Raw genomic sequence first — 17233 nt, 5'->3', positions numbered from 1 at the left:
CTGGCATGGTTCCGCGCATTCCCGTCAGCGTGGATCTGGTCGTCCTCACGGTGCGCTGCCAGGCGCTGAGCGCGCTCGTCTGGCGGCGGGACAAACCCCCCTATGAGGGACGCTGGGCCCTCTCAGGCGGCTTCATCCAGCTCGACGAGGACCTGCCCGCGGCGGCGGCCAGGGTCCTCGCCGAACGGGCCGGCCTGCCCGGCGCCCCGGTCCACCTGGAGCAGCTCCAGACCTACGGCTACCCCGACCGCGACCCGCGCCAGCGCGTGCTGAGCGTCGCCTACCTCGGCCTCGCCCCCGACCTGCCGGCCTCCACCGAGGCGCACATGAGCTGGCAGCCGGTCTCCTCGCTCCAGGAGATGGCCTTCGACCACCGGCGCATCATGGTCGACGGGATCGAGCGCGCCCGGGGCAAGCTCGAATACACCCCGCTGGGCGCCGCCTTCTGCCCCCCGGAGTTCACCGTCGCCGACCTGCGCCGGGTCTACGAGATCGTCTGGGGCCGCGCCCTGGACCCGCGCAACTTCCACCGCAAGGTCACCAAGGCCGAGGGCTTTCTGGTGCCCACCGGCCGCACCACCACCCGCGACGGCGGCCGCCCCGCCAAGCTCTACCGCCGGGGCCCGGCTCTCCTGCTCCACCCCCCGATGCTCCGCTCGCTCAAGGAGTAGGCGCGGGGTCTCAGAGCTCGTCGATCTCCGTCAGGTCGAGGTCGACGTCGAAGGGGACGCCGAGCTTCAGCCGGTCGTGGTGGATGCCGGTGGCGACGTAGGACCTGGTGGCCGGGTCGAGCTCGTAGACGTAGACCGTCGGGCGGCCGTCCTTCTCCTCGATCCGCCAGAAGTGGGGGATGCCCGCCGCCGCGTAGAGCGCGGGCTTGCGCTCCCGGTCGCGGATCTCGGACTCGGTGGAGACCACCTCGACGGCCAGGACGACGTCGGCCGGTTGATAGGTGGTCTGCCTCGGGCCCTTGACGGCCTCGGCACGCACCACCAGGACGTCTGGCTCGGGCCGTTGCCGCTCACCGAGCGTCACGGTCATCTCGCGCTTGACCCGCAGGTCCGGCGGGACCGCCCGCCGCAGCGCACTCTCCAGGAGGAAGAGCGTCGACATGTGGAAGTTGGTCTGGGGGCTCACGAAGACGAGAGTGCCATCGATCAGCTCGGTGTGCGGGGGAATCTCCCGCAGCCGGTCGAGGTCATCGGCGGTGAAACCATCCGATGACGGGATGATCCAGTCGGGGACGGACTCCCGCTCGGACGGCTCCGTCTCGGCCGCCTCCGCGTCGGACGGCTCCGTCCCGGTCGCCTCCGTGTCGGGCTGCTCGGTCTCGGCCAGCGGTGCGGTGCTCATGTCGTCCTCCCGGTCGGGCACGCCTCTCACCTCCAGTCTTCCAGGATGATGCCCCATCCGCCCGCTCCTCATAAAGTAAGGCCATGCCTCGTTTCCGCGCGATCCTGGACACAATGCCCCCATACAAGGCGGGCAAGGCCGTGGTGTCAGCCGACGGTCGGTCCTACAAGCTGTCCTCGAACGAATCCCCCTACGAGCCGCTGCCCTCCGTGGTCGAGGCCGTCGCGAAGGCCGCGACCGAGATCCACCGCTACCCCGATCCCGCGGCGACCGGCCTGACGCACGCCCTCGCCGAGCGGTACGGCGTGCCGCCCGAGCACATCGCGCTGGGCGCGGGCTCGGTGACGGTGGCCCAGCAGCTCTTCGAGACCGTGAACGAGCCGGGCGCCGAGGTGATCTACGCCTGGCGGTCCTTCGAGGCATACCCGCTCCTGGCCGACCTGGCGGGGACGGTCTCGGTCCGGGTCCCGCTCCTGGGGGAGACGCACCACCTGGAGGCCATGGCCGAGGCGGTCACCCCGCAGACGCGCATGATCTTCGTCTGCAACCCGAACAACCCCACCGGCACGGTCGTCCACGCCGCCGAGCTGGAGGCGTTCCTCGACCGGGTGCCGGAGAACGTGCTCGTCGTCCTCGACGAGGCCTACCGGGAGTACGTCAGGGACGCCGACGTCACCGACGGTCTCACCGTCTACCGTGACCGGCCGAACGTGGCCGTGCTGCGGACGTTCTCCAAGGCGTACGGCCTGGCCGGGCTCCGGGTCGGCTACCTGATCGGCGGCGAGGCGGTGGCGACCGCCGTGCGGAAGACGACCGTGCCCTTCGCGGTCAACCACCTGGCCCAGGCCGCCGCCGTCGCCTCCCTGGCGGCCGAGGACGAGCTGCTGGAGCGGGTCGACACCGTGGTCAAGGAGCGCACCCGGGTCCGCGAGGCCCTGATCGCCCAGGGCTGGACGGTGCCGGTCTCCGAGGCCAACTTCGTCTGGCTCCGGCTGGGCGAGCGCACGACGGAGTTCGCCGAGGCCTGCGCGGCCGAGGGCGTCGCCGTGCGTCCCTTCGCCGGTGAGGGGGCCCGCGTCTCCATCGGCTCCGCCGAGGCCAACGACACCTTCCTGGCCGTCGCCGGGGCCTTCGAGAGGCCCTGACGCGACCCGAGAGGCCCTGACGCCCTCGCCGGGGCCCGAGCCCGCTCTCGCCCCGGTGCGGCCGTCAGAGCCGTCTCGGGCCGCCCACGGCGGCCTCCCACCGTTCACGTGGCCCTCCGCGCCCGGCGGTCCCGTCCCGAGGTGGGGGCCGGCGGGCCCGCGCGTCACACGGTCGCCGGCTCCCTCTCCTCGACAGGGGCCTTCTTGCGGCGCTCGGTGGAGACCACCAGGGCCACACCGAGAACGATCACCAGGCCCGCGGCGAGCATCGAGCCCGTGACCGGCTCGCCCAGGACGAGCGCGCCGAGGGCGACCGCCACCACGGGGTTGACGTAGGCGTAGGTGGAGACCAGGGAGATCGGGGCGCTGCCCAGCAGCCACACGTAGGCGGTGAAGCCGACCAGGGAGCCCATCACGACCAGGTAGGCCAGTCCGGCCCAGGAACGCCCGGAGACGGCGCCGAGGTCGAGGTGCTCGCCCATGACCGTGCTGGTCAGTACCAGCCCGGCCCCGCCCGCGGCCATCTCGACCGCGCTCGCGGTGAAGGGGTTGGCGGGCATCGGGATCCGGGCGGACAGGAACGAGCCCACCGACCACGACATCGACGCCAGCAGGATGACCGCGATCCCGATGCCGTCCGACGCGCTGCTCCCGCCGGTCAGCGACAGCACCGCCACCCCGCCGAAACCGATGAGCACCCCGGCCAGCGTCAGCAGTCCGGGCCGGTCCCGGGCGACGATCCTGAAGATCACCAGCCAGAGCGGCACCGAGGCCACCAGCAGCGCCGCCAGCCCGCTGGAGATGTGCTGCTCGGCCACCGCGACCATGCCGTTGCCGGCGGTCAGCAGCAGCAGCCCGACCAGGGCCGCCCCGCCCAGCTCCTTCCAGGTCATCCGGAAGGCCGGCCGCCCCCGGAGCAGGAAGACCACGGCGCCGAGGACCAGCGCGGCCGTGGTGAAGCGCATGGCTCCGCTGAGCAGCGGCGGGATGGTCTCGATGACGATTTTGATCGCGAGGTAGGTGGACCCCCACACCACGTAGACGATCGCCAGCGCTCCCCAGATGAGGAGCGATCCGCGGCTGTCAGCAGTGTCATGACCCATAGCTCATGACAATATCGCCCGTGCCCGGAACGCGGCTCGCGGGGTTCACCCCTTGAGACAGGTCGAGACGGGCCCGCGCGGACGTGGTCAGGGGCCGCGCCGTACGTGGTCCGGGACCCGCGCCGCAGGTGGTCCGGGGTTACACCGCATGTGGCCCGGGACCGCGCGGACGTGGTCCGGGGCCACGCCGTACGTGGTCAGGGGCCGCGCCGCACGGGCGGGCGCGGCCCCGGACCACGGGACGGCCGGGCGGGTCAGCGGCTGCCGAGCTTCTCCACGATCAGGCGGTAGAGCTGGCGGGGGCGGCCCGGCTGCGGGGTGCGGTTCGGCGGAAGCGGCCACGCGAGTCCCTCGTCGACCAACGTGCGCAGCAGCCGCCGTGCCGTACGCGGCGTGACGCCGAGCATCTTGCCCGCGCTCTCCGCGTCCACCACCGTGTCCCCGCCCTCCAGCTTGGCCGCCAGCCGGGCCAGCACCTCCACGCCCTTCGGCTTCAGCGGCCCGCCGCCCTGCGGAGGCATCCGGGGCGCGGGGACCAACGCCCGGCCCTCGCGGTCGACCGCGAAGCCCTGGGCCTGCTTGCCCGCCTGCGTGCGCGCCAGCGCCGCCCGCGCGTGGGACTCGGCGTCATGGGCGGTGCGGCCCATGCCGACCCCCACCTCCACGGCCAGGCCGAGCTCGTCCCGCACCCGTGCCGCGAACGGCAGCACCCGGAACCCCTCGGTGGCCGTGGCCACCGAGCCGCGGGTCGCGGTGACCATGTAGCTGTGGTCGTCGACCGAGGTCACCGACGCGTTGATCCGGTTCGCCTCCTGCACCAGCAGCCGGTGCAGGGACAGCCGGAGCTCGTCGCGCCAGTAGCGCGGCGCGGCCCGGCGGACCGGCTCGCGGAGCGTCGGCACCTCCACCAGGATGACGGTGAGCTGCGACTCCTCCAGCCGGTGGTGGGCGCCGAGCAGGGCGGCCGTGTGCAGCGCCGTACGGACCGCCGCGGACGTCGGCCGGATCCTGACCACCGGGACCCCGGCCGTCTGCAGGCGGTCGGCGACGGCGGGCAGGCAGGTCAGCGCCCCGCTGGTGCTGCCCTGCCGGGCCAGGCGTTCGTGGAAGGCGGCGATCGTCCCGGTCGCCCCCGGCTCGTCGCGGCTGTGCACGTCACCGACCGGCAGGCTCAAGTCGGTGTAGGCCTCCTCGACGTCGGCCCGGCTCAGCACGTCGACGCTGACCCTGCGCGGGTCGATCCGTTCGTCCAGCGCGGCCCTGGCCAGGGCCGCGATCAGCGCGGCACCGCCGAGCTGCACGTACGTCGCCGGCATCGTCAGCACGCCCGAGCGCCTGGCCAGGTCATAGGGGACCGGGCTGGCGAACAGGCAGGCGTCCACGCCTGCCCCCAGGCGGGTGACTTTGTCGGCGGCTTCCTGCTCGTCCCGGTAGGCAGCGGCTACCAGGCGGCAGGGCAGGGGCGCCGCCGCGTGTCCCATCAACATCACTCGCTCGACGAGGTCATGGGGGCCCACCACACCGATAGTGAGGTCCGGTGTCATGGCACCCGGGCGTGACACTCGTGGAGTTTCTTCGGCCCGCTCGACCAATGTTCGTCCCATCTTGCTGTCCGTTTGTTTTCGGCTCTCTTTTGGAACGATCGCTTGCGGGGGCCGTAATGTCACGCCCGATTTGCCGTCAATTCCGGGACGAACCCCCCGGCTAAACCCCTAACTGTTACTGTTTACACAGGTCAGAGCGGTTTTTGAGTGACTGAAACCCGCTGATTATGAGGAAGAAATCTCTCGCCTCACATCTGCGCCCAGGGCCTGCATACGCTCGGCCAGATATGAGTGGCCGCGGTCGATGAGATAACCGGATTCGATCAGGGTCTCCCCTTCGGCGGCGAGACCGGCGAGAACCAGGGCGATTCCGGAACGCAGGTCGTGCGCGGTCACCTCGGTCCCGGTCAGCGGGGTCGCGCCGCGGACGACGGCGCTGTTCTCCTTGACCTCGATGTCGGCGCCCATCTTGTTCAGCTCGGTGGCCAGGGCGAACCGGCCGTCGAAGATGCGCTCGTGGATGTAGCTGGCGCCGTCGGCGAGGCAGGCGACCGTCATGATCGGCGACTGCAGGTCGGTGGCGAAGCCGGGATAGGTGTCGGTGATCACGTTGATCGGGCGCAGCGGGCGGTCCCGGCGCACGTGGAGCACCGCGCCGTGGTCGGCGAACTCCACCCCCATCTGCTCCAGCTTGTAGCGGACCACGCCGAGGTGGTCCAGGTCGGCGCCGACCAGGTTGACCTCGCCGCCGGTGATGGCCGCGGCCATGGCGAACACGCCCGCGTCGAGGCGGTCGGGCATCACGGTGTGCTCGACGGCCTGGAGCTCCTCCACGCCCTCCACCGTGATGAACCCGGTGCCGCCGCCGCTGATCCGCGCGCCCATCCGGGTCAGCATCTCGATCACGTCGAGGACCTCGGGCTCCAGCGCCGCGTTCTCGATCACGGTGGTGCCGCGCCCGAGGGCGGCCGCCATGATCAGGTTCTCGGTGCCGGTGTGCGAGGGGGTGTCCAGATACAGCGTGGCACCGGTGAAACCGGCCGTCTTGACGTGGATGACGGAGTCGCCCTCGTCCACGATCGCGCCCAGGCGCTTGTAGCCCAGGTAGTGGAAGTCGAGGTTGCGGCTGCCCAGGTTGCAGCCGCCCACGCCCTCGATGATCGCCTCGCCGAGGCGGTGCAGCAGGGCGGGGACGAACAGCACCGAGCCGCGGAAGCGGCGGGCGATCTCGGCGGGCAGCACCGGGCTGCTCAGCGTGGAGGCGTCGATCACCAGTGTGCGCTCGGCCTCGTGGAGCTCGACCTTGGCGCCGATCGCCTCGGCCAGCTCGACCGCCCGGCGCACGTCCTCGATGATCGGGACGTTGCGCAGCACCGTCCGGCCCTTGGCCGCCAGGAGCGCCGCGCCGATCATGGGCAGTACGGCGTTCTTGGCACCCTGGATGAAGGCGGTTCCACGCAGTGGGGTGCCACCGCGCACGCGGTAACGGACCATGCGACATGCTCCTTGGGGAAAGGGGAAGCGGGGATTCGGCTGATGCGGAGGCCAGTGGCGGCAGCCGGGGGTTATCGGCCAACAGTAGCCGCTGGATGCCCCTGAACCGGCCACTTCGGGTGGCGACTACCCGCTGTGCCGCCGATCATTCGGTCGCTCGCGAGCCTCCCCGCAATGGTCCCGCATCCGCGCCCCCGCCTGGCCGCGGGGGCGACCGTCCGGCAGTCCCGAGTCCCGCCCGCGCGGCCGGACGGCCGCGCGGGCGGGACCGGCTCCCCGCGCGGCGGACACCGGGTCGCTCACGCGGCGCGGGTCCCCCTGCCGGCCGGGGTGAGCGGCGAGGCGGCCGACAGGAGGTTGTCGGCCCGCTGGTCGACGAAACGGGTGACGACCTGCTGGCCGTAGCCGAAGGCCATGGCCCAGACCAGGATGGCGGGCTGGGAGCCGAGGCCCGCGAAGCCGGGGACGAAACCGGAGTTCAGGATCAGCAGGCCCAGCACGGAGGTGGCCACCCCGGCGGGGGCCTTGAGCAGGTTCTGGACCACCGCCAGCGAGTAGCGCGTGGACAGCTCCGAGCGGGTGGAGAGCGAGGCCGCCGTGGCCAGCGCCGCGCCCAGCATGCCGATCAGGGCCACGAGGGGGACGTCGCCGTGGCTGGGCCGCAGGGCGCCGGTCGGGCAGATCTGCGCGGGCATCAGCCCCTGGGCCTGGATCACCGCCTGGTTGCCGCACATCGGGATGACGTCCGGCCAGATCGCGCCGATGGCCACCACGCCCAGCACGATCAGGGTCAGCATGACCACCCCGCCGAGCAGCAGGTTGCGGAAGCTGCGGACCCGGCCGGTCTCCATCGCCTGCGCGGTGTAGGCGGCCCGCAGCACCGACTGCATCAGCGGCCTGTCGTCCTCCGCCAGATCCCCGGCGGCGAGCCTGGCCTGCAGCTGGACCAGCCGGGGGTCGTCGCCGGGCAGGTAGGCCCGGCCGATCGCCACCACCTCGGGCACCCGGCCGCACAGCTCCGCCGTCGGCAGCACGCCGTACAGCATCACGGTCGCGCTGTTGACGTTGGACCAGGCGCCCTCGATGGCCTGGCCGGTCAGCCAGCGCCGCAGGCCGTGCTTGCCGCGGGCGTAGGTCTCGGCGCGGGCCAGGTGCGTGCCGATGCCCTCGCCCACGGACACGAGCTGGCCCGCCTCCTCGCGCATGGTCAGGGCGCGCTCGGCGTCGGCCCGGATCTCCTCGCTGCGGGTGGCGACGTAGACCCGCCAGGTGCCCGGCCAGCGCAGCACGCCGGTGTCGCCGATCCGTTCGGGGACCGCTGACTGGTCGAGCGACATCTTTCCTCCGTGGGGGCGGAGCGGCCGGGGACGGGGCAGAGCCTGCCCCCGGCTTATCGCGACATGCCGATCAAGCGCTACGTCCTGCGATGTCCGTGCGGTGGTGCGAGCCGCGCATCCGGATGTGGCCGACCGCCTCGTAGGCCGCCGCGCGCGCCGCGGCCACGTCGGGGCCGGTGCCGACCACGCTGAGCACCCGCCCGCCGCTGGAGACGATCCGGTCGCCCTCGAACGCGGTGCCGGCGTGCAGCACGTAGGCGTTCTCGACGGTGTCGGACAGCCCCTCGATGACGTCGCCCTTGACGGGGTCGGCCGGGTAGTTCTCCGCCGCGACCACCACGGTCACCGCGGCGCCGTCGCGGTAGGACAGCGGTCCGAACCCGCCGAGCGTCCCGTCCGCGCACGCCAGCAGCAGGCCCGCGAGCGGCGTCTCCAACCGGTCCAGCACGACCTGGGTCTCCGGGTCGCCGAACCGCGCGTTGAACTCGATCACCTTCGGCCCCTCCGCCGTGAGGGCCAGCCCCACGAAGAGCACCCCGGTGTACGGCGTGCCGCGCCTGGCCAGCTCGGTGACGGTCGGCAGGACGGTCTCGGCCATCACCCGCTCGGTGAGGTCGCCCGGGGCCCACGGCAGCGGCGTGTAGGCGCCCATGCCGCCGGTGTTGGGGCCCTTGTCCCCGTCGTAGGCGCGCTTGTGGTCCTGGGCGGGCTGGAGCGGCACGGCCGTGGTCCCGTCGCAGAGGGCGAACAGCGACACCTCGGGGCCGTCGAGGAACTCCTCGATGACGACCCGCCCGCACGAGGCGGCGTGCCCGAGCGCCTCGTCGAGGTCGTCGGTGACCACCACGCCCTTGCCGGCCGCGAGGCCGTCGTCCTTGACCACGTACGGGGCGCCGAACTCGGCCAGGGCCGCGGCGGCCTCCTCGGGCGTGACGCACGTGCGGGACCGCGCGGTGGGCACGCCCGCCGCGACCATGACGTCCTTGGCGAACGCCTTGGAGCCCTCGATCCGGGCGGCCTCCTTGGAGGGCCCGAAGCACGGGACGCCCGCCTGCCTGACCGCGTCGGCGACGCCGGCGACCAGCGGTGCCTCAGGGCCGATCACGACCAGGTCGGCCCCCAGCTCCCCGGCCAGCCGGGTGACCGCCGCGGGGTCGGTCGGGGTCACCGGATGAAGGGTCGCGACCTGTGCGATGCCGGCGTTGCCGGGAGCACAGTGAACCTCGGTGACCTGGGGATCTGCCGTCAGCGACCGGCACAGGGCATGCTCACGCCCGCCGGATCCAATCACAAGAACGCGCACTCGCGAGAGCCTATCGGCCCCCGGCCGGCCATCCATCCACAGGCTGTGGACAACGGGTCCCGTGTCGACGGGCCGCGTCGGCGGGGCGGCGCGCACGCTCACGGCGCACGCTCATGGCGCGCTGTCGTGGCGTAGGACCGTGGCGCGGTTCCCGTAACACCGCGTCCGCGGGCTCCGCCGTCGAAGACGGCGGATGCGACCGTAAATCACGCGGGAATTTCGTCAGGTTATGGATGATCGCTTGTTGCGGCCGGGAGTACGCTTAAGGGGCGTGCCCAGATCTGTGCTAAGTTTGGGCGGCTTTGCCTGTCTCTTACTGATTGGAGGTGGTTGGGAATGTCCTCTGGCGATCCCAGCAGTACGTGCCCGCGCACGCACTGTGTGCGCACTCTCGACCACTCCGGATCAGTGCCCGACCGGCTCCCACGCGCATTCCCGTTCGAACTGAGGTGACATCGCGTCGCGCGTGAACGGTGCTGGGTTGGGCGGGAAAGGTTTGCCATGCGCTCCTCGCTCCTTTTTCCCCGCATCAAGCACGCACGGGCCGTCCGTGCCCCGCACGCCCCCGCCGTCCCGGTCCGTGACCGGATGAACGGCGTCTGCGTCCCGCCGAGCGACTCACTCGTCGAATACGCCGCCTACGTCGACGGCAAGAAGATCGACGCCCTGGGCATCCCCGACGCCCTGGAGCTCGTCCGCGCGCACAACGCGGCCGACGAGAAGAGCAACGCCTTCGTCTGGGTCGGTCTGCATGAACCCGACGCCCCCGAGGTCGAGTGGCTGGCGGAGGTCTTCGCCCTGCACCCGCTCGCCGTCGAGGACGCCGTCAAGGCTCATCAGCGCCCCAAGGTCGAGCGCTACGGCGACTCGCTGTTCGTGGTCCTCAAGACCGTCGCCTACCTCGACCACGACGTGTTGACCGCCACCAGCGAGATCATCGGCACCGGCGAGATCATGGTGTTCGTCGGGCCCGACTTCGTGGTGACCGTACGGCACGGCAAGCACTGCCCGCTGTCGGAGGTGCGCGAGCGCCTGGAGGACAAGCCCAAGCTCCTCAACCGCGGCCCGACCGGCGTGCTGCACGCGATCGCCGACCACGTCGTGGACCGATACCTCAACGTGGCCGACCTGATGCAGGCCGAGCTGGAAGACGTCGAGGCCATGGTCTTCGCCGACGTCAGCGCCCGTGACATCGGCCGGATCTACAACCTCAAGCGCGAGATGATCGAGATGAAGCGGTCCGTCACCCCGCTCCAGTCGCCCCTGTCGACGCTGGCCCAGCGCCGGATGATCCCCTCGGAGATGCGCGAATACTTCCGCGACGTCGTCGACCACCTGGCCCGGGTCTGCGAGCAGGTCGAGTCGTCCAACGAGCTGTGCAACTCCATCCTGCAGGCGGCGCTCGCCCGCTCCAACGCCCTCGCCAACGAGGACATGCGGAAGATCTCCTCGTGGGTCGCGATAATGGCCGTCCCCACGATGATCGCCGGGATCTACGGGATGAACTTCGAGCACATGCCCGAGCTCGACTCCGTCTTCGGCTACCCGGTCGTGATCGGTGTGATGGTGGTCGCCTGCTCGCTGCTCTACCGGGGTTTCCGCCGCAACGGCTGGATGTGACCACGGCGCGTCCGCCGGGGCGCGGGAGGGCCGGGCCGCCCGGCCATGCCCTCCCGCGCCCCGGCGGAGCCGTGCGACCGCCGGACGGGTGCCGCAGGGGCGACGGCCCGGGCGGGGCCGCTACGCGCTCGCCCGGCGCATCGGGGTGGCGGGCGGAGGGACGCGCATGCCCCGCTCGGCCCACAGGGCGCGCATCCGGTCCGGATAGTCGGTGACGATCCCGGCCACCCCGAGGTCGAGCATCTCGGCGGCCCGGCCGGGCTCGTTGACGGTCCACACGACCAGGGGCAGCTCGGCCTTCTCGGCCCGGCGCGCGAGCTCCTCCTCCATCAGCACGTGGTCGGGGGACAGGGCGGTGCCCCCGGCCGCCACGGCGGCGGCCGGGATGTCGCCGTCGAAGTCCTCAAGCCGCAGGCCGTCGAGCCAGGCGCTGTCCATGGTGGCGCGCTCGATCAGGGCGTAGCGCCGGGTCGCCGGGGCCAGGGAGCGGGCGGCCCGGAGGATCCGCCAGTCGAAGCTGAGGATCGCCGCCCCGTCGAGCCGGTGGTGCCGGTCGAGCTCGGCGACCACCAGCTCGGTGAACTCCTGGGGGTCGGCGCTGAGCTCCGGCCTCGTCGGATCGGACTTCAGCTCCACGTGCATCCGGACGCCGTCGGCGCCGTAGGCGTCCACCAGGCCCAGCACGGCCCCGAGCGTCGGCATCCGGGTGTCCGGCACCGGCACCTGGGTGCCGACGAAACGGTCTTCGGGGTGGCGCGGCAGCCGTACGCCGCAGTCGAGGGTGCGCAGCTGGGCCAGCGTGAGCTCGCCGACCGGCCTGCCCACGTAGGGGAAGAGCGGATCGCCGTGGCGGGCCGGCCGGGTGTCGGCGCTGGTCACCGCCGACACCGTGAGGTCGTGGGTGAGCACCAGCCGGCGGTCGGCCGTCAGCGCGACGTCGAGCTCCAGCGCGTCGACGCCCAGCTCCAGGGCGTAGGCGAACCCGGGCAGCGTGTTCTCCGGGCGCAGTCCGCGGGCTCCGCGGTGACCATGAATCTCGGCATGCACAGAGGGACCCTACCGACCCCGCGCGCCGATCTCTCGGTACGGCTCGCGCCCGGCGGCCGCCGGGCGCGAACCTTACCGGGAGCAGACTAGATCATCGAGTGGATCTGGAGTGTCTGGGTGCGGCCGGGGCCGACGCCGATGGCGGAGATCCGGGCGCCGCTCATCTCCTCCAGGGCCTTGACGTAGGACTGCGCGTTGGCGGGCAGGTCCTCGAAGGTCTTGGCGCCGGTGATGTCCTCCTGCCAGCCGGGGAACTCCTCGTACACCGGCTTGGCGTGGTGGAAGTCGGTCTGGGTCATCGGGATCTCGTCGTAGCGGACGCCGTCGACCTCGTAGGCGACGCAGACCGGGATCCTCTCCAGACCGGACAGCACGTCGAGCTTGGTGAGGAAGAAGTCGGTGACGCCGTTGATCCGGCTGGCGTAGCGGGCGATCACCGCGTCGAACCAGCCGCAGCGGCGGTTGCGGCCGGTGGTCACGCCGTACTCGCCGCCGGTGGTGCGCAGCCACTCGCCCATCTCGTCGTCGAGCTCGGTCGGGAACGGGCCGGAGCCGACACGGGTGGTGTACGCCTTGAGGATGCCGATCACCCGGGTGAGCCGGGTCGGCGGGATGCCGGAGCCGGAGCAGGCGCCGCCGCTGGTCGGGGAGGAGGAGGTGACGAACGGGTAGGTGCCGTGGTCGATGTCGAGCAGGTTGCCCTGGCCGCCCTCCAGCAGCACGACCTTGTCCTCGTCGAGGGCCTTGTTCAGGATCAGCGTGGTGTCGGCGATGTGCGGCTTGAGGCGCTCGGCGTAGCCGAGGTATTCCTCCAGCACCATGCCGGCGTCGATCGCCCGGCGGTTGTAGATCTTGGTGAGGATCTGGTTCTTCTCGCCGAGGGCGACCTCGATCTTCTTCTGCAGGATGCCCGGGTCGAGCAGGTCCTGGACCCGCACGCCCATCCGGTAGATCTTGTCGCCGTAGGCGGGGCCGATGCCCCGGCCGGTGGTGCCGATCCTGGCCTTGCCGAGGTAGCGCTCGGTGACCTTGTCGAGGGCCTTGTGGTGGGGCATGATCAGGTGCGCGTTGGCCGAGATCAGCAGCCGCTCGGAGGAGACCCCGCGGGCCTGGAGCCCGTCGATCTCGCTCAGCAGCACGCCCGGGTCGATGACGACGCCGTTGCCGATCACCGGGATGACGTTCGGGGAGAGCACTCCCGTGGGCAGCAGGTGCAGCGCGTACTTCTGGTCGCCGATGACGACCGTGTGACCCGCGTTGTTTCCGCCCTGGTATCTGACGACGTAGTCGACCTTGTCGCCGAGCAGGTCGGTCGCCTTACCCTTGCCCTCATCGCCCCACTGGGCGCCCACGAGAACGACAGCCGGCATCGCTAATCTCCTACCACAAAAACGAAAACCCCTGACGCAATCGCGACAGGGGCTCTTGCGTGGAGAGAATACCCGACCGTGTCACATTTGGGGGATCTCCCACCCCCGGGCGGGAGATCCGGGGCTCAGCGTCCGAGCAGTTCCTCGGCCGCGTCGGCGCTGGAGTCCTTCAGGAACTGGAGGCAGCGTTCGGCCTCGTCCCGCTCGCCGATGGCCTGGGCGGCGCGGGCCAGGGCGTGCAGGCAGCGCAGGAAACCGCGGTTGGGCTCGTGATCCCAGGGGATCGGGCCGTGGCCCTTCCAGCCCGCCCGGCGCAGCTGGTCGAGGCCGCGGTGGTAGCCGGTGCGGGCGAACGCGTAGGACGTCACGGCGTGCCCGCCGGCGAAATACTCGTCCGCGAGCGTGGCCCACGCGGCCGGGTAGGAGGGGAAACGCGCGGCGACATCTGATGCTTGGGCGCCGGATTGCAGCGCCTCTCGGGCCTCGGGCAGGTCCGGCAGCCGGGTGGGTGGCGGGCCGGCGATGAGGTTCTCGTGCGATTCCATAACGACAGTCCTACCCGTTACACCGGTGTCAGGCCAAGATCGGCCCCCGAAGACGCGCTCCGGGGACCGATGTGTCACCCTGGCGGACCCGCCGCCGGGGCTCCGAGCGTCGCGGCCCGGACGTTGTGAGCGCTCCGGACGCGCCGCGCGTGCCGGAGCCGGCCGTCCGGGACCCGGCGGTCGGGACCCGGCGGTCGGGACCCGGCGGTCCGGGGTGTTTGTGCTCAAGTGAGCACGTCCAGGGCGTCCGTGCCTAGGAGAGCTTGGTGCCGGCGGACTTCAGGTGCCGGCACGCCTCGACGACGCGGGCCGCCATCGAGGTCTCGGCGGCCTTGCCGTACGAGCGGGGGTCGTAGGCCTTCTTGTTGCCGACGTCGCCGTCCACCTTGAGCACGCCGTCGTAGTTCTTGAACATGTGGTCGGCGATCGGGCGGGTGAAGGCGTACTGCGTGTCGGTGTCGATGTTCATCTTGACCACGCCGTAGGAGATGGCCTCCTGGATCTCCTCCAGCAGCGAGCCGGAGCCGCCGTGGAAGACCAGGTCGAAGGGCTTCTCCTTGCCGTGCTTGGCGCCGACGGCCTCCTGGATGTCCTTCAGCACGCTCGGGCGGAGCTTGACGTGGCCCGGCTTGTAGACGCCGTGCACGTTGCCGAAGGTCGCGGCGAGCAGGTAGCGGCCCCGCTCCCCGAGGCCCAGCGCCTCGGCGGTCGCGAGGGCGTCTTCGGAAGTGGTGTAGAGCTTCTCGTTCATCTCGCCGACGACGCCGTCCTCCTCGCCGCCGACGACGCCGATCTCCGCCTCCATGATGATCCTGGCGCGGGCGCACTTGTCCAGGAGCTCCTTGGCGATCTCCAGGTTCTCCTCCAGGGGTACGGCGGAGCCGTCCCACATGTGCGACTGGAACAGCGGGTCCTGGCCGCGCGCCACCCGCTCCAGGGAGATGTCGATCAGCGGGCGGACGAAACTGTCCAGCTTGTCCTTCGGGCAGTGGTCGGTGTGCAGCGCCACCGTCACGGGATATTTCGCCGCGACGACGCGGGCGTACTCCGCCAGAGCCGTCGCGCCGGTCACCATGTCCTTGACGGTGGTGCCGGACAGGAACTCGGCCCCGCCGGTCGACACCTGGATGATGCCGTCGCTCTCCGCCTCGGCGAAACCTCTCAGAGCGGCGTTGAGAGTCTGGGACGAGGTCACATTTATCGCCGGGTAGGCGAACTCGTTCGCCTTGGCCCGGTCGAGCATCTCTGCGTAGACCTCTGGGGTTGCGATAGGCATCGGTGTCATCTCCCTCGAGACGGCTGTGAACAGCTGGCGGGACTTTGGAGACATAGCCCGTTGGCCAGTATTCCGGGTTCCTTCCCGGCCGGATAGCTCCGTCACCACTTCTACCTGTGCCGTATCTCGATCTGGGCCCTTTCCGCCGGTAGGCTTCACGCCGATGGACCTCCTGCACAACATCCTCGACCCCAAGTGGTGGCTCGGCCTGCTCGGCCCGTTCGCCACCATCGGCGTCCTCGGCATCATCTTCGCCGAGACCGGGCTACTGCTCGGCTTCTTCCTGCCGGGCGACTCCCTGCTCGTCGCGGCGGGTGTCTTCAGCACGCCCGAGGCGGCCGCGGCCATCGAGGGCCTCAAGCCGCTGTCGTTCCCGCTGCTGCTGGTCCTGGCCCCGGTCTGCGCCATCGCCGGAGCCCAGCTGGGCCACCACCTCGGCGCCACCTACGGCCGCAGGATGTTCGACCGGCCCGACTCCAAGCTCTTCAAGCAGGAATACGTCGACAAGGCCGAGCACTACTTCGAGAAGTTCGGCCCGTCCAAGGCCGTGGTCCTCGCCCGGTTCATCCCGATCGTCCGCACGTTCCTCAACCCGGTCGCGGGCATGCTCGGCATGGACCGCAAGCGGTTCTTCCTGTGGAACTGCGTCGGCGGCATCATCTGGACCGACGGCCTGCTGGTCTTCGGCCGCCTGGTCGGCTCGGCGGTGCCCGACATCGACAAATACATCCTGCCGGGCGCTCTGGTGATCATCCTGCTCTCGATCATCCCGATCGTCAGGGAGTTCATGAAGAACCGCAAGGACGGCGGCGTCCCCGCCGTCCCGCTGCCGCAGGGCAAGCACCACCGCAGCACGCCGACCGGCCCGTCGAGGGGCGACGGTCAGCGATAACGGTCCGCGGAGGTCGGTCGTGGGACCTCCGCCTCAGCCGCTACCCTCCACTGTGTGGGACGCCACAGGTCTGATCCGATGGGCATCGCCCGCCTCGTCCTCATGGGCCTGGCGGTGCTGGCGCTGGTCGCCCTGATCGTGGTCGGCGTCCTGTCCCTGGTCGGCACGCTCGGCTCCGGCACCGAACCGGCCGCGCGGCCCACTCCGGCGGCCTCGCCCTCCACCCCGCCCTCCGCCACCGCCGGGCAGACCCCCACGGTCCGCGTCCAGTGCCTGCGGGAGCACTGCCCCAAGGTCTTCCTCAGGGTCGCCGGGGGCGACGTGCTGATCGACCGGGAGATGGCCGCCGACGAGCAGGCCCAGTCCTTCGACGCCAAGGTCGACGTGGTGCTGACCGACTCCGCCTCCGTCCGCGTCGAGGTGAACGGCGCCGTCCGCCCCCCGGGCAAGGCCGGGGAGCGTCAGGAGTTCACCGTCTCCCGCGACTGACCTCTCCCCGGCCCTCAGGTCCCCGGCTTTCAGGTCCCGGGCTCGCAGGCCTCCGGCTTTCAGGTCCCGGCGCCCAGGTCTCCGACGCTCAGGCCAGGCCGAGGTCCTGGAGGCTGTAGGCGGTCCGGTACGGCAGGCCGGCCTCGGCGATCGCGGAGGCCGCGCCCCGGTCCACGATCGTGGCCACGGCGACGACCTCGGCGCCGGCCTCGCGCAGCGCCTCCACGGCGGTCAGCGGGGACCCACCGGTGGTGGAGGTGTCCTCCACCGCCAGCACCCGCCGGCCCGCCACGTCCGGGCCCTCGATCCGGCGCTGCATCCCGTGCGCCTTCTGCGCCTTGCGCACCACGAACGCGTCGAGTGTCCGGCCCCGCGCCGCCGCCGCGTGCAGCATGGCGGTCGCCACCGGGTCGGCGCCCAGGGTGAGCCCGCCGACCGCGTCGTAGTCGAGGTCCTCGGTGAGATCCAGCATGACCCGGCCCACCAGGGGTGCGGCCTGCCCGTCGAGGGTCACCCGGCGCAGGTCCACGTAGAAGTCCGCCTCCTTGCCGGAGGACAGCACCACCTTGCCGTGCACGACGCCCTTGTCCTTGATCTGGGTCAGCAGGTTCTCACGATCGCTCATGGCAACAAGGTTAGGGCGGTTCCGGCAGCGCCCGGATCGTGCCCCCACGGGTGCGGTCACCATCGCCGCGCCCGGACCCGGTCCGCCGGA

Annotated in this window: 16 protein-coding genes; 5 read left to right on the top strand and 11 right to left on the bottom strand. The window is 71.3% G+C overall.

Annotation, left to right across the window (positions count from 1 at the left end; translation table 11 throughout):
* Positions 1-5: 5 nt before the first annotated feature.
* Positions 6-671 (top strand): NUDIX hydrolase, encoded by a 666-nt coding sequence (locus J2S55_RS14835; RefSeq protein ID WP_306860881.1) that lies wholly within the window; start codon positions 6-8, stop codon positions 669-671.
* A 10-nt stretch (positions 672-681) separates the two neighbouring features.
* On the opposite strand, the gene J2S55_RS14830 is transcribed toward J2S55_RS14835, so the two are convergent.
* The gene (locus J2S55_RS14830) at positions 682-1353 is read right to left on the bottom strand and encodes a Uma2 family endonuclease (protein ID WP_306860879.1); all 672 of its coding nucleotides are present in this window, start codon (positions 1351-1353) and stop codon (positions 682-684) included.
* Between the two features lie 83 nt (positions 1354-1436).
* On the opposite strand from J2S55_RS14830, the gene hisC reads away from it, so the two are divergent.
* On the top strand, positions 1437-2498 hold the full coding sequence (gene hisC / locus J2S55_RS14825) for a histidinol-phosphate transaminase (RefSeq protein ID WP_306860877.1): 1062 nt from the start codon (positions 1437-1439) through the stop codon (positions 2496-2498).
* Positions 2499-2662: 164 nt separating this feature from the next.
* Here the strand turns inward: hisC and J2S55_RS14820 are convergent, their stop codons facing one another.
* The 5 genes from J2S55_RS14820 to purD all read right to left on the bottom strand — a co-directional run bounded on the left by J2S55_RS14820 (position 2663) and on the right by purD (position 9279).
* Positions 2663-3601 (bottom strand): EamA family transporter, encoded by a 939-nt coding sequence (locus J2S55_RS14820; RefSeq protein ID WP_306860875.1) that lies wholly within the window; start codon positions 3599-3601, stop codon positions 2663-2665.
* Between the two features lie 254 nt (positions 3602-3855).
* Complete coding sequence (locus tag J2S55_RS14815; RefSeq protein WP_306860873.1) at positions 3856-5145, bottom strand: GTP cyclohydrolase IIa; 1290 nt, start codon at positions 5143-5145, stop codon at positions 3856-3858.
* A 225-nt stretch (positions 5146-5370) separates the two neighbouring features.
* A complete protein-coding gene (gene murA, locus J2S55_RS14810; RefSeq protein WP_306860871.1) occupies positions 5371-6639 on the bottom strand; it encodes a UDP-N-acetylglucosamine 1-carboxyvinyltransferase in 1269 nt (422 codons plus the stop codon).
* Positions 6640-6938: 299 nt separating this feature from the next.
* Positions 6939-7976 (bottom strand): hypothetical protein, encoded by a 1038-nt coding sequence (locus J2S55_RS14805; protein ID WP_306860869.1) that lies wholly within the window; start codon positions 7974-7976, stop codon positions 6939-6941.
* A 70-nt stretch (positions 7977-8046) separates the two neighbouring features.
* Positions 8047-9279: a phosphoribosylamine--glycine ligase gene (gene purD / locus J2S55_RS14800; RefSeq protein ID WP_306860867.1), complete on the bottom strand. Its 1233-nt coding sequence runs from the start codon at positions 9277-9279 to the stop codon at positions 8047-8049.
* Between the two features lie 501 nt (positions 9280-9780).
* Between purD and corA the strand changes: the two genes are divergently transcribed.
* Positions 9781-10899 (top strand): magnesium/cobalt transporter CorA, encoded by a 1119-nt coding sequence (corA, locus tag J2S55_RS14795; protein ID WP_306860865.1) that lies wholly within the window; start codon positions 9781-9783, stop codon positions 10897-10899.
* 120 nt (positions 10900-11019) lie between these two features.
* Here corA and J2S55_RS14790 read toward each other — a convergent pair whose 3' ends face one another.
* The 4 genes from J2S55_RS14790 to fbaA all read right to left on the bottom strand — a co-directional run bounded on the left by J2S55_RS14790 (position 11020) and on the right by fbaA (position 15137).
* Positions 11020-11946 carry a glycerophosphodiester phosphodiesterase family protein gene (locus tag J2S55_RS14790; protein WP_306860862.1) on the bottom strand — a complete coding sequence of 309 codons (927 nt, stop codon included), beginning with the start codon at positions 11944-11946 and terminating at the stop codon, positions 11020-11022.
* 86 nt (positions 11947-12032) lie between these two features.
* Positions 12033-13316: an adenylosuccinate synthase gene (locus J2S55_RS14785; protein ID WP_306860860.1), complete on the bottom strand. Its 1284-nt coding sequence runs from the start codon at positions 13314-13316 to the stop codon at positions 12033-12035.
* Between the two features lie 125 nt (positions 13317-13441).
* Positions 13442-13861, bottom strand: coding sequence for a DUF3151 domain-containing protein (locus J2S55_RS14780; RefSeq protein WP_306860858.1), 420 nt, complete (start codon positions 13859-13861; stop codon positions 13442-13444).
* Positions 13862-14114: 253 nt separating this feature from the next.
* Positions 14115-15137 carry a class II fructose-bisphosphate aldolase gene (gene fbaA, locus J2S55_RS14775; protein WP_306860856.1) on the bottom strand — a complete coding sequence of 341 codons (1023 nt, stop codon included), beginning with the start codon at positions 15135-15137 and terminating at the stop codon, positions 14115-14117.
* 163 nt (positions 15138-15300) lie between these two features.
* Between fbaA and J2S55_RS14770 the strand changes: the two genes are divergently transcribed.
* Together J2S55_RS14770 and J2S55_RS14765 are read left to right on the top strand one after the other, a co-directional pair.
* Positions 15301-16029, top strand: a complete 729-nt coding sequence (locus J2S55_RS14770; protein ID WP_306860854.1) for a DedA family protein — start codon at positions 15301-15303, stop codon at positions 16027-16029.
* Positions 16030-16083: 54 nt separating this feature from the next.
* Positions 16084-16518, top strand: coding sequence for a hypothetical protein (locus J2S55_RS14765; RefSeq protein WP_306860852.1), 435 nt, complete (start codon positions 16084-16086; stop codon positions 16516-16518).
* 88 nt (positions 16519-16606) lie between these two features.
* On the opposite strand, the gene pyrE is transcribed toward J2S55_RS14765, so the two are convergent.
* The gene (pyrE, locus tag J2S55_RS14760; protein WP_306860850.1) at positions 16607-17143 is read right to left on the bottom strand and encodes an orotate phosphoribosyltransferase; all 537 of its coding nucleotides are present in this window, start codon (positions 17141-17143) and stop codon (positions 16607-16609) included.
* Positions 17144-17233 lie beyond the last annotated feature (90 nt).

This window comes from Streptosporangium brasiliense (assembly GCF_030811595.1).
In the GTDB taxonomy this organism is placed as follows: domain Bacteria; phylum Actinomycetota; class Actinomycetes; order Streptosporangiales; family Streptosporangiaceae; genus Streptosporangium; species Streptosporangium brasiliense.
The sequence above is the reverse complement of the archived record's forward strand: the minus strand, read 5'-3'. Positions and strand labels throughout refer to the sequence as shown.